At 45.5% G+C, this 24778-nt stretch carries 15 protein-coding genes, 1 tRNA gene and 3 pseudogenes; 13 read left to right on the forward strand and 6 right to left on the reverse strand.

Annotated features, from left to right (window positions below; genetic code table 11):
• The first annotated feature begins 389 nt into the window (after nt 1-389).
• Nucleotides 390-2082 (forward strand): annotated as a pseudogene (locus MHH63_RS03200) (exosporium glycoprotein BclB-related protein).
• A gap of 73 nt (nt 2083-2155) precedes the next feature.
• Here the strand turns inward: MHH63_RS03200 and MHH63_RS03205 are convergent.
• The 4 genes and pseudogenes from MHH63_RS03205 to MHH63_RS03220 form a co-directional block, all read right to left on the reverse strand.
• Nucleotides 2156-5499 (reverse strand): annotated as a pseudogene (locus MHH63_RS03205) (DEAD/DEAH box helicase).
• 81 nt (nt 5500-5580) lie between these two features.
• Nucleotides 5581-6270 (reverse strand): TetR/AcrR family transcriptional regulator, encoded by a 690-nt coding sequence (locus tag MHH63_RS03210; RefSeq protein ID WP_076279985.1) that lies wholly within the window; start codon nt 6268-6270, stop codon nt 5581-5583.
• Nucleotides 6271-6327: 57 nt separating this feature from the next.
• A complete protein-coding gene (locus tag MHH63_RS03215; RefSeq protein ID WP_312150608.1) occupies nt 6328-7377 on the reverse strand; it encodes an ABC transporter permease in 1050 nt (349 codons plus the stop codon).
• A pseudogene (locus MHH63_RS03220) lies at nt 7374-8101 on the reverse strand (ABC transporter ATP-binding protein). Before MHH63_RS03220 ends, MHH63_RS03215 begins: the two are co-directional and overlap by 4 nt.
• Before the next feature lie 75 nt (nt 8102-8176).
• Between MHH63_RS03220 and MHH63_RS03225 the strand changes: the two are divergent.
• A complete protein-coding gene (locus tag MHH63_RS03225) occupies nt 8177-8566 on the forward strand; it encodes a hypothetical protein (RefSeq protein ID WP_341171200.1) in 390 nt (129 codons plus the stop codon).
• A gap of 241 nt (nt 8567-8807) precedes the next feature.
• On the opposite strand, the gene MHH63_RS03230 is transcribed toward MHH63_RS03225, so the two are convergent.
• A complete protein-coding gene (locus MHH63_RS03230; protein WP_340394541.1) occupies nt 8808-9089 on the reverse strand; it encodes a hypothetical protein in 282 nt (93 codons plus the stop codon).
• Between the two features lie 403 nt (nt 9090-9492).
• Here MHH63_RS03230 and MHH63_RS03235 point away from each other — a divergent pair, with 403 nt between their 5' ends.
• The 4 genes from MHH63_RS03235 to pstA all read left to right on the forward strand — a co-directional run bounded on the left by MHH63_RS03235 (nt 9493) and on the right by pstA (nt 13752).
• Nucleotides 9493-10929 carry a stalk domain-containing protein gene (locus tag MHH63_RS03235; RefSeq protein ID WP_340394540.1) on the forward strand — a complete coding sequence of 479 codons (1437 nt, stop codon included), beginning with the start codon at nt 9493-9495 and terminating at the stop codon, nt 10927-10929.
• A 54-nt stretch (nt 10930-10983) separates the two neighbouring features.
• Nucleotides 10984-11844, forward strand: a complete 861-nt coding sequence (locus MHH63_RS03240) for a phosphate ABC transporter substrate-binding protein (RefSeq protein ID WP_038573065.1) — start codon at nt 10984-10986, stop codon at nt 11842-11844.
• Between the two features lie 82 nt (nt 11845-11926).
• Nucleotides 11927-12874 carry a phosphate ABC transporter permease subunit PstC gene (gene pstC / locus MHH63_RS03245; protein WP_036685038.1) on the forward strand — a complete coding sequence of 316 codons (948 nt, stop codon included), beginning with the start codon at nt 11927-11929 and terminating at the stop codon, nt 12872-12874.
• The gene (gene pstA, locus MHH63_RS03250) at nt 12871-13752 is read left to right on the forward strand and encodes a phosphate ABC transporter permease PstA (RefSeq protein WP_036685040.1); all 882 of its coding nucleotides are present in this window, start codon (nt 12871-12873) and stop codon (nt 13750-13752) included. Before pstC ends, pstA begins: the two co-directional genes overlap by 4 nt.
• Before the next feature lie 836 nt (nt 13753-14588).
• On the opposite strand, the gene MHH63_RS03255 is transcribed toward pstA, so the two are convergent.
• Nucleotides 14589-14662: transfer RNA gene (locus MHH63_RS03255), tRNA-Arg, on the reverse strand.
• A gap of 279 nt (nt 14663-14941) precedes the next feature.
• Here MHH63_RS03255 and MHH63_RS03260 point away from each other — a divergent pair.
• The 7 genes from MHH63_RS03260 (at nt 14942) to lonB (ending at nt 24560) form a co-directional block, all read left to right on the forward strand.
• Entirely contained in the window at nt 14942-15787 is an 846-nt protein-coding gene (locus MHH63_RS03260; RefSeq protein ID WP_340395708.1) for a hypothetical protein, read from the forward strand.
• Between the two features lie 98 nt (nt 15788-15885).
• Nucleotides 15886-17220, forward strand: coding sequence for a trigger factor (gene tig, locus MHH63_RS03265; protein WP_036685045.1), 1335 nt, complete (start codon nt 15886-15888; stop codon nt 17218-17220).
• A 385-nt stretch (nt 17221-17605) separates the two neighbouring features.
• The gene (clpP, locus tag MHH63_RS03270; RefSeq protein ID WP_076129430.1) at nt 17606-18196 is read left to right on the forward strand and encodes an ATP-dependent Clp endopeptidase proteolytic subunit ClpP; all 591 of its coding nucleotides are present in this window, start codon (nt 17606-17608) and stop codon (nt 18194-18196) included.
• 12 nt (nt 18197-18208) lie between these two features.
• A complete protein-coding gene (gene clpX / locus MHH63_RS03275) occupies nt 18209-19465 on the forward strand; it encodes an ATP-dependent protease ATP-binding subunit ClpX (RefSeq protein WP_036685052.1) in 1257 nt (418 codons plus the stop codon).
• A 112-nt stretch (nt 19466-19577) separates the two neighbouring features.
• Nucleotides 19578-20705, forward strand: coding sequence for a flavodoxin-dependent (E)-4-hydroxy-3-methylbut-2-enyl-diphosphate synthase (gene ispG, locus MHH63_RS03280; protein WP_036685055.1), 1128 nt, complete (start codon nt 19578-19580; stop codon nt 20703-20705).
• Between the two features lie 204 nt (nt 20706-20909).
• Nucleotides 20910-21581 carry a BlaI/MecI/CopY family transcriptional regulator gene (locus MHH63_RS03285; RefSeq protein ID WP_340394539.1) on the forward strand — a complete coding sequence of 224 codons (672 nt, stop codon included), beginning with the start codon at nt 20910-20912 and terminating at the stop codon, nt 21579-21581.
• Nucleotides 21582-22850: 1269 nt separating this feature from the next.
• The gene (gene lonB, locus MHH63_RS03290) at nt 22851-24560 is read left to right on the forward strand and encodes an ATP-dependent protease LonB (RefSeq protein ID WP_076279990.1); all 1710 of its coding nucleotides are present in this window, start codon (nt 22851-22853) and stop codon (nt 24558-24560) included.
• Nucleotides 24561-24778 lie beyond the last annotated feature (218 nt).

Here is a 24778-nt window from a genome sequence, read left to right on the forward strand (position 1 = left end):
TCGGTAGCCGTTAGTGTGGCTCTCGGGTTACCCCCTGTTTTGTTGGCATATGTTATAAGTCGACTGGAATGTTGCTTATTAGATTCTTATTCTATTAAACCAGTACGGATTTTCAGCTTATTTTAATAAATCAAATATGTGTAATAGTAGTTTTTAAATGGATGTCCACACCTTAATTCAAAACAAGAATAATACTATAAAGAGCCAAAAAATATGAACTAATTTTCTAGGCTCATAGATTATCAACTTAGAGTAGGTGGGAGGAATGATTATAGATAAAAACACATTTTATACAAAGCTATTGAGGAGAATCTTGTTCGATTGATTTGATTTTTGAAATTCAAATAATACGAGTATTTTAAAATCTATACAAAATGAGGTGTTGAAAATTGAGTCAACTATCTACTGGTCCCATAGAAAATAATCTGGTAGGGGGTGTAAGACCTACTCAGCTTGTTACTCTTAAAATTGTCAATCAGAGCGATGACACTCCGTCAACAGTTCAAGTCGAAGGTTATTATATGAATGGGACAAGAACTTTATATGTAAGTGAGCTGGTTAATGTAGCTCCTAATCAAGTAATTACTAATGATTATTATGCAAACTTTGATTCATTTGAATTTTTATTCACAACACCAATTATGATTGATGATCCCATTCAAATTTCAGTTTGGGGGAAAAGCAGCACAGGTCAATTAGTGACTGCTCACCGCCTTGTCTACTCTGAATTATATGGAGAAAATATAGGAATTACAGGTGCTACTGGAGCTACTGGAGCTACAGGAAGCGTTGGTGCAACGGGAGCGACAGGTGCTGGCGTAACCGGAGCCACAGGTGCTGGAGTAACGGGAGCGACAGGAAGTGCAGGGGCAACGGGAGCGACAGGAACTGCTGGAGCAACGGGAGCAACAGGAAGCACTGGAGCAACGGGAGCAACAGGAAGCACTGGAGCAACGGGAGCGACAGGTGCTGGCGTAACCGGAGCAACAGGAACTGCTGGAGCAACGGGAGCAACAGGAACTGCTGGAGCAACGGGAGCGACAGGAACTGCTGGTGTAACGGGAGCGACAGGAAGTGCTGGTGTAACGGGAGCAACGGGAACTGCTGGAGCAACGGGAGCGACAGGTGCTGGCGTAACCGGAGCAACAGGAACTGCTGGAGCAACGGGAGCGACAGGAACTGCTGGAGTAACGGGAGCGACAGGAACTGCTGGCGTAACGGGAGCAACGGGAACTGCTGGAGCAACGGGAGCGACAGGAACTGCTGGAGCCACGGGAGCGACAGGAACTGCTGGCGTAACGGGAGCGACAGGAACTGCTGGCGTAACGGGAGCGACAGGAAGTGCTGGAGCCACGGGAGCGACAGGAACTGCTGGCGTAACGGGAGCGACAGGAACTGCTGGTGTAACTGGAGCGACAGGAACTGCAGGAGCCACGGGAGCAACAGGAACTGCAGGAGCAACGGGAGCGACAGGAACTGCTGGTGTAACTGGAGCGACAGGTGCTGGCGTAACTGGAGCAACAGGAACTGCTGGTGTAACTGGAGCAACAGGTGCTACTGGTTCAGGTGCAATTATTCCATATTCTTCTGGTCTTCCAGTAGCAATGACCACTGTATTAGGGGGCTTTTGAATACTTCAAGTGCAGTTGGTTTTGGTAGCAGTGCAACCAATATCAGTATTACAGGCGGTACTATAGATCTCACCGGAGCGGCTGGAACCTTGCTGAACTTTGCGTTCTCGGTTCCAGAACTGGAACGCTTACGTCTATGGCAGCCTATTTTAGTGCGACAGCTTCCGTTAGTTTAGTGGGGTCTACGGTAACAATCACGGCTCAATTATACAGATCTACTACACCTAACAATACCTTCACAGCAGTACCTGGGGCTTTAGTTACGTTAAGTCCTCCGCTTACAGGATTAATTGCTCTTGGAACTATTAGCAGTGGTAATACCACAGGTTTGAGCATCCCTGTAACTGTGGGAGAACGCTTGTTGTTGGTCTTCACTTCGACGGTCACGGCTGGCATTGACGTTGCAACAACTGTTGCTGGCTATGCTAGTGCAGGAGTTACAATCGCATAATCTGAAGAAAAAGGGATATCCCGATAGCCCTATGGGCTGCAGGATATCCTGATTTTTTCTCCAATATTGTTATTTAGATCATCAGAATCTCCCGGATATCTTGCTCTGTAAGGGTAGACAGGCTTTCTTGACCTGGCTGGATGACCTCATCAATCAAGTTCTTTTTCTTCTGCTGCAGCTCATACATCTTGTCCTCTACGGTGCCTTGGGTGACGAGACGAATTACTTGCACTACATTTTTCTGCCCAATCCGGTGAGCCCGATCCGCAGCTTGCTGCTCGACGGCAGGGTTCCACCAAAGATCGTAAAGGATTACAGTGTCTGCCCCAGTTAGGTTGAGCCCAGTCCCGCCGGCCTTTAAGGAGATTAAGAAAATATCACGCTCTCCTTCATTAAATTTATTACATAAATCTACTCGTTGAGAAACAGGCGTTTGACCATCTAAATAAAAGTATGGAATGCCCTGATATCCTAGTTCACGTCCAATCAGGCCGAGCATCTCTGTGAATTGTGAGAATACTAACATACGTTTACCCGAACTGCGACATTCTTCTATAATTTCGAGCAGCTGCTCGAATTTAGCAGAGCTTCCTTCATATCCATCGACAAAAAGAGCAGGGTGGCAGCACAACTGGCGCAGACGAGTTAGTCCCGCCAGAACTTTGATCCGATTATTATTGCCGAAGCTATCTTGGGTCAAATGCTTAAGCGCCTCTTTTTTCAAACGGGCGAGATAAGCTACATATAACTTTTTTTGCTCCGGCAGCAGTTCACATGCTTGTACGGATTCGATTTTGTCCGGAAGTTCCTTTAACACATCACTCTTTAAGCGCCGCAGCAAAAAGGGACGCGCCCGCTTCGCAACCGTTTCTCTTGGTAAATCATGAAAAGCTTTTTTGCCTGGAAACAACCCAGGGAACACGGTGCCGAAAATGGACCATAAATCTTCCAACGCATTCTCCACGGGAGTACCCGTAAGTGCAAAACGGTGCCGGGCTTGAAGCGCCATTACAGCTTGGGATGTCTGTGTAGTATGGTTTTTTATAGTTTGTGCTTCATCGAGAATCAGGGTATGAAAAGACTTTTTAGCATACAGCTGAACATCTCTGCGAAGCAACGGATAAGAAGTGATGATTACATCAGCTTTTGCTGTATTTTTTAAAATCCGCCCGCGCTCAATTAGATTACCGTCTGCAATGACAGCTTTGATCTCTGGCGTGAATTTTTTAAGCTCATTAAGCCAGTTATAAGTGAGAGACGCAGGAGCGACAATTAGGGCAGGCAGTCCATTCTGGCGGATCTCTGGAAGTTCTGACAGGAGAAAAGCGATACTTTGCAGCGTTTTGCCTAACCCCATATCATCCGCCAAAATACCACCAAAACGGTAATGGGCCAACGTCTTCAACCACTGAAATCCATATTGTTGATAATCCCTTAGCACAGGAACCAGACTGTCAGGTATAGGAAAATCAAGATTCTCAGGATTCCGCATGTTCGCAAGTAACCTTTTAAAGGATCTGCCCAGCTTAATGGAGTCACTCTTAGCATCCGTGGAGGTCAAATGTAGCCCGCGAACAACGGGCAGAGAAAATTCCACCCCTTTGATCTCACCTTCCCGGATGCCTATATCATTCATAAAGGTAATGATTTCTTGAAGCTCCTCGCTCTCCAGTGGTAGCAGGGCCCCATCAGGCAAGCGGTAGTATCTGCGTTTTTCCTGCAGGGATTTCAGAACCATAACAATCTCAGCTTCTGGAATCCCCCCATATCGAATTTAAAATCAAGCCAGTCCGTCTTTTCATTCCAACTAATGCTCACCTTAGGGGGTGTAGTGCTCGTAAACAGTCTTGCTTTGACTGCGGAGGTCGCATAGACCGAAAGCAGCGGTTCCAGCAGCGGAATGGTATGGTACAAAAAATCGTACTCGCCCTCTTCGTCTGTCATAATGTATCCGCCCTCGGTTTTAGCGAAGGATTCGTGCTCCATCAGCTCCAGAATGCGGGCTTCTCCCTCCCCGTCTCGCAAAAGAATCAAATTCGTCCCGCGAACATGGGCTTTTTCATCTAAGGGATTGATCACAATGTCACCATATTGGAACTCTAGTCCGGCGAGCAGCCGATCTCTCACACGATCCAGATAAAGTCTCGCGATAAGCCTATGTTGGACAATCCGATCCGCGATGGAATCGGCGATATGGACGTTGCCTAGCTTTTTCAGACCAGGAATAACCTTGTCCATAAAAGACTCCATTTGCTCGGGGGCAATATCGATACCATTTCGGCGGGAGGAATCCAGCATTTTTTTCATTTCAGCAAGGCGTATGCATTCTTGAGGGGATAGCTTCAGCAACTTACCTTCCGATAGTACTATCCCGTAATCTTCTAAGACCGAAATCTGCTCAAGTCCTTGAATATCCAGATGATATCCATCCTCTTCTGCCTGTTCAAATTCAAAGCTGAGTGGAGGCGCCTCATTAGACACAAGGATGCCTTCGTACAGCACCTCTTCTTGTTGCAAAAATACCGAAGAGACCTCTGAAAGCGCAGGCTGAAGCGACTCCCAGAAAAAAGGAGGGACGGCCAGCAAACGATCTCCCCCAATACTTCCCCCATAAGGTGAGTAAGGAGTTACGTTATCGCGGTACATTTTTTCATTTAATACAATATCAATCAGCTTCTGTAGAACAACATTGTCTTCCTTCCGAAAGCTGTAAATGGCAGGATCATAGATAAAATGTTTCGAGAACTCAAAGGATTCTCCGCGGTGTAAGCTTTCTAGAAATCCCCTTATTTTCTGAACAATATATAGACGTTTTGGTCCGACTTTCATTTCTATACCCAGCATGGTGTGGCTGTAACTATAAGTGAACGGCTTGCATGTAAACTCTATATTTAGAGGAAGTCTGTTATCTACAAAAGCCCCCGTACCGCTAGGACGCGGTGTATGGTTGCTGAACATCCCCAGTAGGCTGCTCACGAGCTGTTGATCTCTGGACTTTCCCCCGTTGTCTTGCGCAGTATCTGTAAAAATACGTGGGGTTAGAATCTCAGTATCTTCTATAGAGGACAGGTGCGAAGCTCCGGTAGGCTCTGAACGATCTCGGCCAGTTTTAAGGGCGTCAACGTTGATCAGCACAGCCGCGATATGTTTACAGAATGGCCCCCCATGGGAGTAGGCTGGACAATTACACTCTGCCTGGACATCCCCATCAATATCAATGACCACCATAACTTCATAGTCGATCGCCCCCTGAACAATGGCTTCATATCGAGAGCGGGGCAAATCTGGAATGGAGTCATTGTATTCTTCAACTTCAATTATATCGACACTTTCAGTTTGGTAATAAGCTAATCCTTTTTCAAAAATAGACTTGCCGCACAGCAGTTTGATTACCCGTTCTGATACACTAAAGCCCATAACATAATTCCTTCCTCATAACTTGATCTAGAAAAGCCCGAATTTAATATAGTACTTATGATAACAGAACGGGCGTGCGCATCAAATAGGGGGTGTTGCTTTACTTATTCCATGCATGATAAAAGCGATCGTCAGGTTGATTTCTTCCTCGTCGTTCCAGTCCTTATCTGGCTGCAGCAGCAAGCGATTCATCAAATAACCTACGACAGACGAGAGTGTGAAGCGTATAAGTGTGGGTGTAGGCACCTCGATGATTTCACCCTTTTCCTTAAAATGTTCAACAATATCAATCACGCGCTCCAGTATTTTGCTAAGAATATTCTCTACAAACTGCGCTCTAACTGTTGGCTGAAAAGGAATCTCCTGAATAAGAATCTTAAGAATTTTAAAATTCTTGCGGGCGAAATCCAGCCGATTGATCATAAATGCCCGCAGGAACTCCTCAAAGCTGTCGTAGGGCATATCAAGCACGCCGTTGAAATTCCGCAGCACAAAAGGCGCAAGCATGCGACTCATGGTAGGACCTACTATGGCAAGCAGCAGATCATTTTTAGTCTTGTAATAGCGAAAAATCGTTCCCTCCGCCACGCCCGCCTTCTGAGAAATTTCACTCGTGGATGTCGCAGAGTATCCTTTTTCGGAAAACACCTCAATCGCCGCTTGTAGAATAGAAATCTGCTTCGGTGTCAGTTTCTCGTCTTTGCCAAGGGTCAGCAACTCTTCTATCCACTGCTCTTCTATATTTTGTTCCGTAGAAACTTCCTCTTTCATTACAATAATCCTCCATGCTTAATTCATTTTGTTTCAATGATAATAGCTTTTGTGAAGTTACATTTTGCGATGCTTGCGCAGTGCCAATACATTCAGCAGCATAAATAGCAGCGAAAATCCTATAAGTACATAGACATCCATTGCAATTGCGCTCCATCCTTTGCCACGGACCATAATGTTCATCAGAGCTTCTGATCCGTAATAGATCGGTGTAGCGAGGCCAACGCGCTGGAGCCACAGTGGAAGGGTATCAAGCGGGAATAATCCACTGAGGAAGATTTGTGGCACTATAATGAGTGGAATGAACTGAATCATCTGCAACTCATTGGCTGCAAAAGCCGACAGCAGTGTGCCCAACGTCAGCGCTGTCATCGATAGGAGTAATGTGATCAGCAACACGTAACCAAAGCTGCCTGTCATCATAATGCCAAGAATCTGTATGGAATACCATGAGATCAATAGCGCCTGAAAAACGGTAAATATGCCGAAACCACATACATACCCGAGCACAATCTCCCATCTTTTTAATGGAGTCGAAAGTAGGCGTTCAAGCGTGCCTGTGGTTCGTTCCCTTAAGAAGGATACACCTGCAATCAAGAATACGAAAAAGAAAACAAATACGCCAATCATAATGGGACCGAAACGGTCGATCGTCTTCATATTCTCAGAACCGTAAAGATAGCTGATCTGCGGCTGTAATTGTTCCTTTGTACTTGGAAGAAGTTTTTGGGAGATTTGTTGCAGCGTCATGATTACTGCCTTATTGGCTGTAGGGTTGCTACCTTCTAACAGCACTTGAGGCGTAACTTGCGAATCTCCGGCGGTTCCGTTCAAAGTGATCAAAGCGTCAATTTTTCCTTCTACTAAAGCGCCTTTTCCCAGCTCTGCGCTGGCATATTCTTTGATGGTGGCATTTTGTTCTTTTAACGCAGCTGACATATTTAGAGGTACACCGGACACACCGATTTTGGGTTCATAGGCGTCACCGTTGAAGACCAAGCTCATTAAGCTTAGAACGAGGAGTGGTGCAATGAACATTAATGCCATTGTTCTTTTATCATGAATGAATTGTCGCAAAATCCTTAAGGTGATCGCTCGGATTCTCATGAACGCACACCTCCATAATATAAAAAGGCTTCTTCAATAGAAGCTGAACCGGTGGCTTGCAGCAGTCCGGCAGGCGTGTCGGCAGCAAGCAGCTTGCCATCACGGATCATTCCGAGCCGGTCACATTTTTCAGCTTCATCCATGACATGCGTGGTCAGCACAATAGTGGTGCCTTTCTGGTTCAGCGCTTTTAGTTCCTTCCAGATGGATAGCCGCAATACCGGATCTATGCCAACTGTAGGCTCATCAAGAATAAGCAACGGCGGTTCATGCAGCAGCGCGATCGCCAATGATAAGCGGCGTTTCATCCCGCCGGAGTATTGGTCTACTCTTTTTCTTAAATGATCTTGTAAATTAACGATCTCCATTACGGCTGTGATGCGTTTGGAGCGTTGCTCCCCAGTCCATATAGCGCTGCAAAAAACTCCAGATTCTCCTTCGCGCTAAGCTCCGTGTACAAGGCATCAGACTGGGCCATATACCCAATCTGTTGCAGCATAGTCAGCTTCGGCATCGTCACGCCAAGTATTTTCACCTCGCCGGAGGTTACCTCATCGATACCTGTAAGCAGCTTCACTAATGTTGTTTTTCCTGAGCCCGATGGCCCTAATATGCCAAAGGTTTCCGCACGTTCCACTTGAAGCGAAATATCCTCGAGCACCTGTTTCTCTCCAAACGCTTTCCCGACATGGCTCACTGAAATAACTGGAGCCTCTGAACCCATGTTTATCTCCTCGATTCTGAATGTTCTGGGATACTTGCTTGAGTTGAAGATGGTGGTGATAAGGTGGTGATGGTGGTGATAGATGGTGTAGATGGTGTAGATGGTGTAGATGGTGTAGATGGTGTGGATGGTGATGGTGATGGTGTAGGTGGTGGTGATGGTGATGGTGATGGTGATGGTGATGGTGATGGTGATGGTGATGGTGATGGTGATGGTGATGGTGATGGTGATGGTGATGGTGATGGTGATGGTGATGGTGATGGTGATGGTGATGGTGATGGTGATGGTGATGGTGATGGTGATGGTGATGGTGATGGTGTTGAACTGCATTGCGTTAAACACTCTAAGTACATAATGAGTGAGTACTCACTCATTACTCTGCATCAAAAGTTAGGAATTGTAAACCATATATTTTATACAAATGTATCCCACAGTATAAGCTTAATCCCGATTGAGGTTTGTTAATTCAACTTGTCCTTTTACTATGTATATAGAGATGATTTGAATGAAAGGCAAAAGTGCCACTAAATAGTGTCAGTCCGCCTAAACTAGGTAATAGAAAGACATAAATGCCCTTAAATGGCGTCGATCCACTTAAATCAGCTAAAAGAAAGGCATAATTGCCTCAAAATAGCACGGGTTTACCTAAACCAGACAAAAGAAGGGCATAAATGCCACTAAATAGGCATGATTTAGATAAATCAAGCTAAAGAACGGTATAAATCCCGCACAATGAGCTCAATCCGACTGAAGTCAGAAAAAGAACGGTATAAATCCCGCACAATGAGCCCGATCCTACTAAAGTCAGTAAAAGAACGGTATAAATCCCGCACAATGAGCCCGATCCTACTAAAGTCAGTAAAAGAACGGTATAAATCCCGTACAATGTACCCAATCCCGCTAAAGTTAGCAAAAGAACGGTATAAATCCCGCACAATGAGCCCAATCCCGCTAAAGTTAGCAAAAGAACGGTATAAATCCCGTACAATCAGCCGAATCTCCTACGATGCCCCTTACGCAGAAAGCGCCCCAACAGACCAGTTAGTTTTTAAATCGTAAGCAGCAGCCACATAATTGATAGCAGACTCTCGCCAGTAACAAGCTTCCCTCACGCCTACAATCTCAAATTAGTCCCTACGTCTCACCAAATCCCAAACAATTCTCCAACTAAATAAGCTAGCCACACCAAGCACCTTTTTACGAAAAGAGGCTGTTTTTGCTCTTTAGTTCATTTGGTTTAGAGCAAGAAAATTGTTAAATGAGCTAATATACCTGATTTTTTTAAAAAAAGAATACTAGTTAATATTTCCATTACACTCCTCTGCAACAGAATTGACAATTGTAGACGAAAATGACATTAGCAGTTACCTATACGAAAAGGGTGAATCTAATTGAAAAACAGTAAATGGATTAGCGCAACGTTGGCTTCAGCACTTCTTGCAACAGTAGGCGTTGGAAGTGTATCTGCAGCTAGCACCGGCAGTAATGTAAAATCTGTAGCTACCAATCAAGTCGCTGCTGTTACAGCAGTTAAAGAAGGTACAACTACTTGGAATGTAAACGGAACGCCGATTGTGTTTAACACCATTAACAGCAGTGGTTACAAGCTTTACTCGCTGACTCAGGTAGCTGGTGAAATTGGGGCTAAGGTAGTACTGGGAACAAGCGGGTTTGAACTTAACGACAGCAAAGGACTACATAATGTGCAACTCAAAACAGGCTCAAAGAGCTATCAAGTAGATGGTAATTCCGAATCGTTCACAGTGGCTCCAGTGTTTTATAACGGTAAAACCTATGTAGAGCTGACTAAGTTAGTTATTGCATTAGGTGGAGAGCTGGATGCTGATGCTAGCACGATTTTGAGCTTTGCACGTCCGGAAGGATTGTTTGATACTTTGCACTGGACGGCAGCTGGTAACCTGATTGCGAACAAAAGTGATGCTGAAACTACTCAGCTTATCAAATTCAGTACAGAACCAGGTAACTATGAAGTGTTTTCGTCAAATGACAGTGCGGTGGACTTTGCAGTATCGCCGGATCAACAGTGGGGAGCTTTTAATGATGAGAAAGGTTTGCTGAATCTGATTAACTTGTCTAGCGGAGCTGTTAAAACACTAGGCACCGACAATAGCGTGAAGACAGATCTGGTTTGGTCCAAAGATGGGAAAAGCATTTATTTCATCCAAGGAGACAAGCAAGAAAAAATCGCTAAAATCTCAGTAGAGACTGGTGATGTTAAATCCGTTTTGGCTGACAAGGTTGAGAATAAATCTGAACTGCGCATTTCTGCTGACGAAAAAAGCGCCGTTTATATCGTTAATTTGACGGGTGTTGCTAAAAATGATGCAGACAGCACAGAAGATTCTCTTACGGTAGACTTTAGCTCGGCAGGAGAGCAGCTTTACAAGCTTGATCTGGCTACAAAAGATGCTAAACCAGCTGCATTAACAACCACAGCGGATAACAAGCTTTACCCAGAGATTTTGGCTGATGGAAATGTGGCATACCTGAGCGCAGATGCAGACGGCAATGCGAAGAATACCCTGAAGCTTGTAAAAGCGGACGCAACCAGCACTAATATTGCACTTGATATCGAAGTGAATTGGTCCACTGGCGTTAGCAATGGTTTGGCAGTGGCAGGTACTACGGCAGACGGAAGCACAGTGATCTATTCTATCGATGGTAGTGGTGCAAAGACCGAACTGTTCCGTACGACTGAAGATGTATCTGAAGTATCTGTATCTAAAGACGGAAGCAAGCTTGCGATTGTGAGCGGCGACAGCGTATGGGTTATCCAAGGCGGTAAAGGGCTGCAACTGACTAAATAATGATTATCCCAAACATATTTTAACGGCCTAGAGCCGAGAGGAGAAAATAGTACAATGAAAATCTTCAAGAAATTAACAGTAACGGCTTTAACAGCCGTAATCGCGGTAACCGCATCTTTTGCAGGGATTGCAGCAGCAGCAGATTCACTTAGTGGCAAAATCACCGTTAACGGTTCAACCGCACTTCTTCCATTGACCTTGCAAGCGGCAAAAGAATTCCAAAAGCTGCACCCTAAAGTGAAAATCGCAGCATCTGGTAAAGGTTCTGTAACTGGACCACAAGCTGTGAAAAAAGGCATCGCTGATATCGGCGCTTGCGACTGGGATGCTAGCATCGACGTACCAGGCTTCAAAGCTTTTGACGGACAGGTAGCGAACAAAGTAGCTGTCATTCCTTTTGCAACGATTGTAAACAAAAATGTGGGTGTAGATAACCTCACAACAGAACAACTTAAAGGTATTTTCGCTGGCAAAATCACCAACTGGAAAGAAGTAGGCGGCGCAGATGCAGATATCGTTGTCATCACTCGCTCTTTCGGTTCTGGTACCCGCGTTAACTATCAAGCTAAAGCCTTGGATGGCGGAGATATCGTTAAAAAAGCTAAGAACTACAAAGAAACAGGTTCATCCGGCGACATGAAAACAGCAGTAGGAACTACTCCTAACTCCATCGGTTATATCGACCTTGTTTATGTAAGTGGCGACGTAAAAGCAGTGAAACACAACGGTATCGCAGCTACTACAGACAACGTAATTAACGGTTCTTATAAGATTTGGGCTTATGGTTACTACATGACTAAAGGTCAACCTACTGGCGCAACTAAAGAATTTATCGAATACGTACAAAGCAAAAAGTTCCAACAAGGTTCTCTGAAAAAGCTTAAATTCATTCCGATCGCAGCAATGAAGGGTTAATAACATCTGAAGATCATATTGAACGGTAACAGCGGCCAGCCCCGATTTTGATACGGGGTTGGCCGCTTACAGGAGGGAAAGTATGGGGGCACCAGTCCACAACCTGGCAACTAAGGTTAAGGAGGGCGTTACAGAAGTTAGCGCCAACTCCAAACGTCACAGTAGACATATGTTTAGCAATCGATTATTCCGCTTTTATTTCTTATTCAGCATTCTTGCACTTTGCTTCGTGCTTGGACTTGTAATTCTATTTATCGGCAAAACGGCGCTGCTTCTGTTTGGTCATCTCTCGCCTGCGGACTTTTTCTTTTCTTTTAACTGGACGCCTGAAGAGGACTCCTTTGGGGCTGCTGCCTTCATTGTAAATACACTTTCACTGACGGCTTTGACCCTGCTGATCGCAGTACCTATTTCTGTGGGTATGGCCGTGCTCTGTGCGGAGATTGCTCCAAAGTGGATGAAGACCTTCATTCGCCCGGTGCTCGATTTGCTCGTTGGTATTCCTTCTATAGTATATGGTTATTTAGGCTTAACGGTATTACTTCCTTTTCTGCGTAGAGTTAGTGGGGAAAGCTTGGGCGATGGATTACTGGCTGCGGCCCTCGTGCTCGCATTAATGGTCCTGCCAACAATTTGCCGAATCAGTGATGATGCAATTGTCGCTGTTCCACGCAAATATCGGGATGCTGCGTACGCTCTTGGATCTACCCGTCTGCAAGTTATTATGCGTGTTGTTTTGCCTGCGGCTAGCAGAGGAATTATCTCCGCGGTCATTCTCGGGATGACTCGTGCTGTGGGGGAGACAATGGCTGTAGTTATGGTTATCGGAAACACACCACAGTTGGCGAAAACCTTATTTACACCTGCTTCGGTCTTGACTAGTAACATCGTTATGCAAATCTCGAATGTAGAGTTTGAATCAACCTGGAATTATGCCCTACATATGATGGCTTTTCTTCTGCTGGTGATTTCCTTTGTACTGATTCTGATCATCCGCGTGCTGGGTAGAAAAAGGAGGGATGCAGCGTGAACGGATTCGCAAGTACAAAGCATACAGCGCGTGCTCAGAGACGCAATAAGCTCGCGACTATTGGGTTTTATACGCTTGGGGCTTTAGTCATGCTGCTAATCTTCTGGCTGCTCTTCACGATTCTTAGTAAAGGTCTGCCAGCGCTGCGGCCTGACTTCCTGATTAAACAGCCTGAAGAGATTGACGTAGGTGGCGGGATCGGTCCTGTACTTTTCAACTCTTTTTATATTTTGTTCATCTCGCTGCTTATTTCCGTCCCTATCGGTTTAGGTGCGGGGATTTATATGGCGGAGTATGCTCCGGATAATGCTTTTACAGGCGGCCTGCGTATATGTGTAGAAGCTCTCTCTTCGGTTCCTTCAATTGTATTTGGTATGCTTGGACTTGCGATATTTGCTGAATATTTTGGAATCGGCCTGACGATTCTTGGCGGTGGGGTAAGCTTGGCGCTTTTGAATCTGCCTATGCTTGCACGTGTGACGGAGGAAGCGGTTCGTGCTGTTCCTGGGGAGATGCGTGAAGCTGGATATGCACTGGGCATGACTAAATTCCATGTGATCCGCACAGTAGTTCTACCCGTTGCAATGTCAGCCATTGTTACTGGGATTTGTCTCGTTGCTGGGCGCGCCTTCGGGGAGTCTGCGGTTATTATCCTTACCGCAGGCCTCAGTACCTCGGGCGAAATGTGGGACTTTAATCTGTTCTCGCCGGGAGAAACCCTAGCAGTGCATCTATGGTATGTACAATCTGAAGCAATTGTAGAAGATGCGCGGCAAATCGCTGACAAATCAGCAGCCGTACTCGTATTTGTAGTTCTGTTTATTAACTTTGCCTTCCGTTTTCCGCTCTGGCTCGGAAATCGTCGCAAAGGGCGCTGATTCCGCTAATATAGGAAGACATGCATAAAAAACTGTCTCTCGGCGAGAAATCGCCGTGAACAGTTTTTTTATTCCCGATTAAATAAGCAAAGGTACTCTCATCCTTCGATAAAATTGCTAATGCGCGTGTCTTTTGAGTAATTGGATTGGCCACGCTTATAGAAAGCTAAAAAAGTTCCCATATTTAAAAATCAGAAATGGGAATTTGAAGATTAATAGTCGATGAGTAATGAGTGGTTTTTAATTGCACTTTATGCATTTATTTTTGATGGGGATAGGTTTGTTTGGGTTTAATTGCACTTTGTGCAGTTAAAAATGGTGAAAAGGCCATTCTAGGAGTAAATCTGAGAATATAAGTGTATGAAATGCAATTAAAGCGAGTTTTGGAGGTAAAAGGGTACTTTTAGTTGCAGAAAATGCAATTAGATAGCATGTAGCGGCGTTTCTCCGGAAAAGCAGCCGTGATGTTCTAATGCGGCGGGGTATGATGTGGTATTGACTCATAAAAACTGATCATCGATTGCTAAGTTTCACAGAACCCTGAGCCCCAATGAGTTCTAAGTGTGACCAAGTCCGAGCGAGCATCAAAAGTTAAGCACCATCGACTCATAGCCCGACGAGGCTAAGTTTTCATCAGGCTCTGAGCTTCGAATCCGAACTCCATGAACCCCTGAGACTCGGCTAATCTAGAGCCGCGAATCTTTAAGCTCAGTCGTTCAGTCGTCTATTCGTCCCAGTGACTCCCTGAGCTCCGCCTATTCCTTCTCCTGAGCTCCGCCCAACCTCTCCCCTGAACACAGAAACAGCCTTCCCGAAGGAAGGCTGTTTCTATATGACGTCCCGGAAGGGATTCGAACCCCCGACCGTGCGCTTAGAAGGCGCATGCTCTATCCAGCTGAGCTACCGGGACATGGTTGCTGGCAGAAAAGCAAGCAGGAATTATCATATCATATGGGGTGTTTTTTTTCAAGCTGTTTTTTAAAAAGAGTACGGGGTATGCTATAATCTACAATTATTAAGTTTCGGAAGAAGCTTAAGGTATTAATAACTTTTATAATGGTTAGGATTCCATTCACATAAGTAGACATAAGGAGGTGCCCTCATTAAACATTCGGATTCCCCCGCCACCAAAGAGAATATCGTCCTGTTCCCCAAGACACTGGACTATTATCAAATCCAGCTGACGGTGATGCTGGAAAGTGAACGCTACGGGGAAGCGATGGAGCTGCTTCGTTTTTTGCTGCAGTGTCAAGGACAGGAAGAGCGAAATTACGAGGAATGGCGGTCCCTGCTGGAATGGCTCGAAACGGCATTTCCTTACGCGTCCCAGAATGGAGATGCGGAGGGAGCTGTTCACCCCGAAGACGAAGATTTAAGGGAAGAGGATATGGCCCGCTTTTTGGCCAAATCTAAAATGAACGAGGATACGGGGTATCCCAAAAAGCTGCTGCAGCGGGTGATGAACGAGCCTCTGTCTGAGGCGACAATACTTGCACTTGAGCAGCTATCCTATCTGGAAGGTGGCGGCGTTGACGAGGAGCTGACCACTTGGCTACAGGGGGATAATGTTCATCCACTGCTGCAATTTCGGACCTTGCAGACGCTTAAGCGGCGTGGGATGCAGGGAACAGTGAAGCTGATTCGCGGACATGAAAAGGTACTTGTAGAGATCGAGAGCGTGCCACTGCAGACGGAGGATTTTCCTCCGCAGGTGAGTCATGTGCTGGAGCGGGTAGCCGGGCAGGCTGAGGTGCATGAGCCTACGCTGTATTATTTTGCACAAGAGCTCTGGGGCCAGTTCATCATGTCGATTTATGGGTCGGATGAATATCGGAAATTGCTGGAAGGCGAAGACGTTTTGCTGGATATTTGGGCAGGAGCGTTGCACCAATTTGTTTCTGAGAGTTTAAACGGCTCCCGACAAGAGGAAGAGACACGTGGAATGTATGGCATCACAGACGGCATGCGCTTTCAATTTGAGGGAGCTTATCGTGCTCTCAAGGGTTTTATAAAGACTTCTCTACTTGATAAATAAAGTAATGTTGTATATAATATAATGGTTATTCTGTGCGTGGATTGTATCATTATTTGAAGTAAACTTGTGAACCTATATTTTGGAGGGAAAAGTATAATATGAAAGCAACATGGGAAAAAATAGAGAAGAACCTTGGAGTTCTTGAAGTAGAAGTAGACGCAGAACGCGTAACAGCAGCACTTGATAAAGCTTTTAACAAAGTCGTTAAAAAAGCTAACGTACCAGGCTTCCGTAAAGGTAAAGTACCTCGGCCGATCTTTGAATCCCGTTTTGGTGTAGAAAGCTTGTACCAAGATGCAATCGACATTCTTCTTCCTGAAGCTTACGGTGAAGCAGTTGAACAAACTGACATCTTCCCTGTAGACCGTCCTGAAGTTGATATTGAGCAATTTGCTAAAGGTCAATCCTTTATCTTCAAAGCGAAGATCACGGTTAAACCTGAAGTGAAGCTCGGCGATTACAAAGGTCTGGAAGTTCCAGTACAAAAAGCTGAAGTGACTGAAGAAGAGTTGAGTGCTGAACTTGCTCGTCTGCAAGAACGTCATGCTGAGCTTGTAGTAGTTGAAGAAGAAGCAGCAGCTAACGGCGACATCGCTGTAATCGATTTTGACGGATATGTTGATGATGTACCGTTTGAAGGCGGAAAAGCTGAACGTCACTCTCTTGAGCTTGGCAGCAACTCCTTCATTCCAGGATTCGAAGAGCAAGTGGTAGGAATGGCTACTGGAGATTTCAAAGATGTTGAAGTTACTTTCCCTGATGAATACCATGCAGAGAACCTTGCGGGTAAAAAAGCAGTATTCAAAGTGAAGCTGCACGAAATCAAACGCAAACAACTTCCTGCATTGGATGATGAATTCGCTAAAGATGTAAGTGAATTCGAAACTTTGGATGAGTACAAAGCAGATCTGAAAGCTCAGCTCGAATCCCGTAAAGAGGAAGAACTGAAAGGCCTTCGTGAGAATGCAGTTGTTGATAAAGCAGCAGCTAACGCTGAAGTTGAAATCCCTGAAGCTATGATCAACAGTGAAGTTGAGAATATGGTTCGCGACTTCGACACTCGTCTTCGTCAACAAGGCATGAACATGGATATGTTCCTTAGCTTCTCCGGCCAAACTCGTGAAGACTTGCAGAACCAAATGAAAGGCGATGCTGAAAAACGCGTTCGCAACAACCTGGTATTGGAAGTTATCGCAAAACAAGAGAACATTGAAGTTTCCGAAGAAGAAGTTAACGAAGAGTTGGCTACTATGGCTGAAGCTTACAAACGTACTCCAGAAGAAATCCGCAGCATCTTGGCAGCTAACGGTTCACTGGGCAGCTTGAGCGAAGAGCTTTCGTTGCGTAAAACCATTGATTTCCTTGTTAGCAATAGTGTAGAAGTTGAAGCAGTAGAAGAAGCACCAGCTGCTGAAGACACTAAAGCTGAGTAGGATATTTTAAAATTATAAGAAGGTATAAGTTTCACTTTATACTTTATTCTTATAATTCTCGCATAAACGCTTACCGTCCTTAAAAGGACGCCGAAGGCGTTTTAGCTTGACACTACCTAGAACGGCCAGTTACACGGCCTCCATACAGATATGATAAGGCACGTAAGTTTCGTTACGTGCCTTATTTTTATCCTCGGCCGCAAATATATGTGACTACATAGGTATCCGTATGAACGTATGGCAATAAGGTAATAGGGGCGGTAACGTCACAATTCACAAGCAGCGGACTGTCCACTGTAGTGAAAAAATGACATCGCGCCGTGAACGTGTTAAAATATTTCTGAAACGATAAGACTAATCTGTACAGAGAAAAGAGGTTGGTGGCATGAGTCTGGTACCAATGGTTGTGGAATCAACAAGTCGTGGAGAACGTTCGTACGATATCTATTCCAGATTGCTCAAGGATCGCATCATTTTCTTAAGCAGTGCGATTGACGATGATGTCGCCAATCTGGTTATTGCTCAATTGCTGTTTTTGGCAGCAGATGATCCCGAGAAGGACATTCACTTGTACCTCAACTCACCCGGTGGTTCAGTAACAGCCGGCATGGGTATATACGATACGATGCAATATATCAAACCGGATGTTTCAACCATTTGTGTAGGGATGGCAGCAAGCATGGGATCGCTCCTTCTAACAGCTGGGGCTCCGGGCAAAAGATATGCGCTGACCAACAGCGAAGTTATGATTCATCAACCGCTCGGCGGTGTTCAAGGTCAAGCGTCTGATATTTGGATTCACACTGACTGGATCCTCAAGACGAGACAGAAGCTGAATCAAATTTATGTAGATCGCACAGGTCAGCCCCTTGAAAAAATCGAACGGGACACAGACCGCGATAACTTCATGAGCGCGGAAGAAGCCAAGGAATATGGGCTTATTGACCAGGTTCTTTCTTCACCGATGAAATCTTAAAGGGGTGGTTAGATGTTTAAATTTAATGATGAAAAAGGGCAATTGAAATGTTCTTTTTGCGGTAAATCACAAGAGCAGGTTCGTAAGCTTGTAGCAGGACCGGGCGTTTATATATGTGACGAATGTATCGAGCTTTGCACGGAAATTGTGGAAGAAGAGCTCGGTCATGAGGAAGAGCTTGATCTGAAGGATATTCCAAAACCAAAGGAAATTCGTGATATTTTGGATCAATATGTAATCGGTCAAGAGCAAGCGAAGAAATCTCTTTCTGTAGCGGTTTATAACCACTACAAGCGCGTGAACAGCCAAAGCAAGATCGAAGATGTTGAGCTGACGAAGAGTAATATCCTTTTGCTCGGTCCAACAGGTTCTGGTAAAACCTTGTTAGCACAAACGATGGCGAAGATTATCAACGTTCCTTTTGCTATTGCAGACGCTACTTCCTTAACGGAAGCTGGTTATGTTGGCGAGGATGTTGAGAACATTCTGCTCAAACTCATTCAAGCTGCAGATTACGATGTGGAGAAAGCCGAACGCGGCATTATCTATATTGATGAAATTGATAAAGTAGCACGTAAATCCGAGAATCCGTCCATTACTCGTGACGTTTCCGGCGAAGGTGTACAGCAAGCGCTTCTGAAGATTCTGGAAGGAACTGTTGCTTCTGTGCCTCCGCAGGGCGGACGTAAGCATCCTCACCAGGAGTTTATTCAGATCGACACGACGAACATCCTGTTCATCGTTGGCGGTGCCTTTGACGGTCTGGAGCAAATGATTAAACGCCGTATCGGTAAAAAAATCATTGGCTTCAACGCAGCAGTTGAAGGACAAAAGGATCTTAAGCCTGGCGAATATTTGTCGATGGTATTGCCTGAAGATTTGCTCAAATTCGGTCTTATTCCTGAATTTGTAGGCCGTCTGCCAGTCATCTCGACTTTGGAGCCGCTTGATGAGAATACGCTTGTACGTATCCTTTCCGAGCCTAAAAATGCACTCACTAAACAATATATCAAGCTGCTGGAAATGGACAACGTAGCGTTGAAGTTCGAACCATTGGCACTCGAAGCAATTGCCAAGGAAGCGATCAAACGTAATACGGGAGCCCGTGGACTGCGCGCGATTATTGAGAGCATCATGCTCGATGTGATGTATGAAGTTCCTTCACGCGATGATATTAAGGATTGTGTGATCACGGAACAGGTCGTTCAGGAGAAAGCTTTGCCTGAGCTCAACCTTAAGAAAGACAAGAAGAAAGAGGAAAGCGCGTAAGCCGCTTTTCCTTAACAATACATGTCACAGTCTCCACCTTTCTTCCGCTTATCCCGCTTCACATTAGCGGGAGCGAAGGGGTGGAGCTTTGGCGTTATGGGGGAGAAAAATCATGTTCTTGAGACACCAAACCCGTCCTGTCAATGTTGGCGGGCTCATTATTGGGGGAAACAACGAGGTTGCGATTCAAAGCATGTGTACAACCAAAACCGCTGATGTGGAGGCTACTGTAGCTGAAATATTGCGGCTTGAGGAAGCAGGCTGCCAGCTAGTACGCGTAACTGTCAACAATGAAGAGGCGGCTGCCGCAATCAAGGAGATCAAGAAACAGATTCATATCCCACTCGTAGCGGATATTCATTTCAACTATAAGCTAGCGTTGATGGCTATTGAGAACGGCATCGATAAGGTACGGATTAATCCGGGGAACATTGGTCGTCGCGAAAAGGTAGAAGCGGTAGTTAAAGCATGTAAAGAAAAAGGAATTCCGATTCGGATTGGTGTAAACGCCGGTTCTTTGGAGAATCACCTTTTGGAGAAATACGGATACCCAACCCCAGAAGCTATGGTAGAAAGTGCGTTATACCATATTGGTATTCTGGAGGAACTGGATTTCCACGACATTATCGTTTCTCTAAAAGCATCCGATGTGCCAATGGCCATCGAAGCTTACCGTCAGGCTGCGGAAGTCATCCCTTATCCACTGCACTTGGGGATTACAGAATCTGGCACATTGTTTGCTGGTACAGTGAAGAGCTCCGCAGGTATTGGTGCACTGCTCTCTATGGGCATCGGCAGCACACTGCGTATCTCGCTTAGTGCCGATCCGGTTGAAGAGGTTAAGGTGGCGCGTGAGCTGCTGAAGACGTTTGGTCTGATCTCTAACGCGGCGACGCTGATCTCTTGTCCGACTTGCGGACGGCTGGATATCGATCTTTTCTCCATCGCTAATGAGGTGGAAGAATACATTTCGAAGCTTAAGGTGCCTATTAAAGTTTCTGTCCTTGGCTGTGCTGTTAACGGTCCTGGTGAAGCACGTGAAGCAGATATCGGTATTGCTGGCGCTCGTGGGGAAGGTTTGCTTTTCCGCTACGGACAAATGATCCGTAAAGTGCCTGAAGCTGAACTCGTGAACGAGCTGAAGAAGGAAATTGATGCGATCGTGGTGGCTTACGAGGCAACGGGCGAAATCCCAGGCCGCGCCCACGCTAACCTTGCACCTCCGGTGCAGTCGAAGTAACTTGGTCTGAATGGTATTTATAAAGAAATTTTCAATCTCATAATATTATAAACACTTCTTAGCATCGTATAGTAATTTATTGCGACGTTAGGTAAGTAGTGATCTAAGTGGCGAAGAACGTCCTGTGCAGTTCCGGTATATCCGGGGCTCATGGGGCGTTTTTTTTGCGTTTATTTCCTATTTTGGAGGAAGGAATGAGTAAACATGAACTATGAACAAGCCCATGAAAAATTTATTGCGCATCATCTTGCAAGCAGAACGGGCGAACGGCGGGGAAGGCTGGAGAGAGGTCATGGCCACGCCGAGAAATTATTTTTGCAGAATGTCTGGTGGCCGCTTCGTGGTGATTTCAATAATCTTCATCCGGAGTATGAGGTGCTGGATTTACAAAGACGAGCTTATTTTGCTGATTTTGCTTTTTTGCCGGGGCCGATCAAGCTTTTGTTTGAGATCAAAGGGTATGCAGCTCATGTAAGAGACATGGATAGGCTGAAGTATTGTAATGAGCTAAATCGTGAAACTTTTCTGTACGGAATGGGTTATCAAGTAATTTCATTTGCCTATGATGATGTTGAACAGCGCCCTGAGTTATGTGTTACACTGCTGCGTTTGGCGCTAAGCCGCTACCAAATTGTAGATGCACCGCGTGGCAGACTGCTAATCGCTGAGAAGGAAATCATGCGTTTAGTGGTGCGTCAAGCTGGGGTGATACGCCCTAAAGATGTCGCTGATTATTTCACGCTAGATCCCAAAACAGTACGCATGATGCTAAAGAATCTCTGTGAAAAAGGCTGGCTTACTCCTGTGAAGAGGGGAATCGGCGTCAAAAATGTTGAGTATAAGCTGGCTCGTGATGTTCTTTATTACTGGGATTGATATTTGTAAAGGCTGATGGCTGGTGGAGGCTATATTATTGAAGTAGTTTATGTAGGAGTAATGGAACAGTTTAGCCTATGTAATTGAGGTATCTGGTGGAACTTATGGAGTTGGTGGTGCTATTGTAGCTGGTGTAGCTGAGGTAGCTGATGTAACTGGTGTAGATGACGTAGCTAATGTTTTGAAGTGGATAAAGTTGTAAAAGTGGCTGATGGAGCAGGTGTAGCAGAAGTGGTTTGATGGAGCTGATCATATAGGCGTAACAATGTTGGCCATGGCTTTTGCTGAAGGTGGAAATTTGAAAAGAAGGTATGTGAAGGAGCTTGATGTGAAGTTCATTATGAAGTAAAACGCAACAATTAGGGAAATTCTCCCTGAAATAAGACGATTATGGCTCAAAATCAAGCTTTTTAGGGAAAAACTCCCTAATAAAAGGAACATTTTTCCTATTTATGTGTGATTCGTCCAATAATCAGGGAGGATTTCCCTAATTGGCAGCTTTGAGGTCGTGAATCACTGATAAATAGGGAGGATTTCCCTAATTATTTGGCTGGGTACCAATGATACTTAGATTTTTGTACTGAATAGGATGTTTCTAAGAACATAGGAGATACAAACGGATATGTTCAGCAAATTAAGTTAACTCTGCATCTTAGAGGTAAACTGACGTAACTTCTAGAAGTAACCCACCGTCCCTAGCTAACTCAACTTCTAAAAGAAGCTCACCGTGCCCAGCTGACTTAGCCTCTAGAAGTAGCTCACCGTCCCCAGCTAACTCAGCTTCTAAAAGTACCTCCTCGAACTCAACAAACTAAACGTCTACAGGAAACTCCCGACGCCCTTACCCTTAGCGGTACGCACAACTAGGTTCCTTACCCCCAGGTAGCACCGATCACGATACTCAGTTACTAAGTATGACGATTCCCCTTAACACCACAGTTGCTCAAATTCCCTTTCCACTAATCTCTCCCTCATTTCTCCGCATTCCTCCTTCATTCCTCTTCATCTCTTCATCCCTCCTTTACTTCCGCACTCCTCCGCATTCCTTCCTCTCCAACCTCCTCAACAATCTCCCTTTTTTAAAATTATCTAAGCTACATTCGTACTCCCTATACTCATTAATGCCCTTATAGTTAATTATCAGAGTCTATCCTACTGCAACAATTCAACAAATCCGCAAATTCGCGTTTACTAATTACCGAAACGGCTATACTACCTAATAGTAGCCAAGGGTGGAAAGGTAGACTGAACGAAACAGGAGGATGACCTATGGAATTAAGTATAGTTGTGATGATCGTGCAGCTCTTTTTCGCGCTGGTTATCGGCGTATACTTTTGGAATCTGCTGCGGGGTCAGAAGACAAATAAGACAGCGGTAGAACGAGAGTCGCGCAAGGAACTGGACAAGTTACGGAAAATGCGGATGATTACATTAACTAAACCATTGTCGGAGAAAACACGTCCGGCTTCTATTGGAGATATTGTCGGGCAAAAAGATGGGCTGCGCGCCCTGAAAGCCGCACTTTGCAGCGCTAATCCGCAGCATGTGATTATTTATGGTCCGCCGGGAGTGGGCAAGACTGCGGCAGCGCGTGTTGTCATGGAAGAGGCGAAAAAGAATGTGCTTTCTCCTTTTAAAAGTGACGCCAAATTCACAGAGATTGACGCCACTACCGCTCGTTTTGATGAGCGTGGTATTGCTGACCCGTTGATCGGCTCTGTGCATGATCCTATTTATCAAGGTGCAGGGGCCATGGGTGTGGCGGGTGTGCCACAGCCGAAACCGGGCGCGGTCACTAAGGCGCATGGCGGGATTCTTTTTCTGGATGAGATAGGAGAGCTTCACCCTATTCAGATGAATAAGCTGCTTAAAGTGCTTGAAGACCGGAAGGTCCTGCTAGAGAGCGCTTATTATAATTCGGAGGATAATAATACTCCGGCTTATATTCATGATATTTTTCAAAATGGATTGCCTGCTGATTTCCGGCTAGTTGGCGCTACTACGCGCTCTCCGGATGAGATTTCACCTGCGCTGCGTTCGCGCTGCATGGAGATTTATTTCCGCCCGCTGCTGCCGGATGAGATTGCCGTCATCGCGCGTGACGCGATACAGAAAATTGGGCTTAAACCAAGTCCGGAAGCAGTCATTGTGGTGCAACAGTATGCAACCAACGGCCGGGAGGCAGTTAATATGATTCAGTTGGCTGCCGGATTAGCTTTAACTGAGCAGAGAGATACACTAAATGCTGCTGATGTGGAATGGGTGGCAGGCAGTAGCCAGCTTCCACTGCGTACGGAACGCAAGATTCCTTCTGCACCGCAGATTGGATTAGTTAACGGTCTTGCCGTGTATGGGCCAGGGATGGGGACTCTGCTCGAAATCGAAGTTTCCGCAGCACCTGCTGTGAACGGCCAAGGCAGATTGAACGTGACAGGTGTGGTGGATGAAGAAGAGATCGGTGGAGGCTCCCGCACGATTCGGCGAAAAAGTATGGCAAAGGGCTCAGTTGAGAATGTATTGACCGTACTGCGTACGATGAATCTGGAGCCCGATCGTTATGATCTACATGTGAATTTCCCAGGTGGAACACCGATTGACGGGCCTTCGGCAGGGGTGGCGATGGCAGTAGCAATCGTCTCTGCTATTCGTGGGCTTCCGGTGGATAACACGGTAGCAATCACAGGTGAGATAGGCATCCATGGTCGAGTTAAGCCAGTGGGCGGTGTAATTGCCAAAGTAGAAGCTGCTTTTCAAGCTGGTGCCACTACAGTGCTTATTCCAAAAGAAAACTGGCAGTCTCTCTTCGCTGACCTCGCGCCATTACGCGTTATTCCAATGGAAACAGTAGAAGAGGTGTTCCGTCATCTGTTTGGTGCCGATACAGCAGATGTAAGGTTGCCTGCAGTTGCTGGAGAGCTGTTCTCCGCTGCACCTTCACTCCTGAAGGCCGATGCCGCTGGTGAATCTGCAAAGGGTTAAACTAAATTGATCCCTAATTCGAAGAGTAAGGTGAGATTTGTCGCTGTAAAATAAAGGAGGCTGCAGGCAATTCTGCTGCTTCCTTTTTAAATGCTAAAAGAAACGTTGTCTCTATTTAAGGAAAAGCAAGTCGGTTCTTCTTGAAATCTAAGGACTCTGTTGGTGTTTTGGGGCTGCTTTTGTTAGAATGAATGCATATGAGATTAATTGAGAGCCAT

The sequence above is a fragment of the Paenibacillus sp. FSL H3-0310 genome (assembly GCF_038002785.1).
Classification (GTDB): domain Bacteria; phylum Bacillota; class Bacilli; order Paenibacillales; family Paenibacillaceae; genus Paenibacillus_AQ; species Paenibacillus_AQ odorifer.

Bases quoted from the DNA above. Each gene is read 5' to 3' on its own strand.
- MHH63_RS03285 (WP_340394539.1), top strand. From the start codon at position 20,910: ATGAACTATGAACAAGCCCATGAAAAATTTATTGCGCATCATCTTGCA.
- tig (WP_036685045.1), top strand. From the start codon at position 15,886: ATGAAAGCAACATGGGAAAAAATAGAGAAGAACCTTGGAGTTCTTGAA.
- clpX (WP_036685052.1), top strand. From the start codon at position 18,209: ATGTTTAAATTTAATGATGAAAAAGGGCAATTGAAATGTTCTTTTTGC.
- MHH63_RS03240 (WP_038573065.1), top strand. From the start codon at position 10,984: ATGAAAATCTTCAAGAAATTAACAGTAACGGCTTTAACAGCCGTAATC.
- clpP (WP_076129430.1), top strand. From the start codon at position 17,606: ATGAGTCTGGTACCAATGGTTGTGGAATCAACAAGTCGTGGAGAACGT.
- pstC (WP_036685038.1), top strand. From the start codon at position 11,927: ATGGGGGCACCAGTCCACAACCTGGCAACTAAGGTTAAGGAGGGCGTT.
- MHH63_RS03215 (WP_312150608.1), bottom strand. From the start codon at position 7,377: ATGAGAATCCGAGCGATCACCTTAAGGATTTTGCGACAATTCATTCAT.
- MHH63_RS03210 (WP_076279985.1), bottom strand. From the start codon at position 6,270: ATGAAAGAGGAAGTTTCTACGGAACAAAATATAGAAGAGCAGTGGATA.
- ispG (WP_036685055.1), top strand. From the start codon at position 19,578: ATGTTCTTGAGACACCAAACCCGTCCTGTCAATGTTGGCGGGCTCATT.
- lonB (WP_076279990.1), top strand. From the start codon at position 22,851: ATGGAATTAAGTATAGTTGTGATGATCGTGCAGCTCTTTTTCGCGCTG.
- MHH63_RS03260 (WP_340395708.1), top strand. From the start codon at position 14,942: ATGCTGGAAAGTGAACGCTACGGGGAAGCGATGGAGCTGCTTCGTTTT.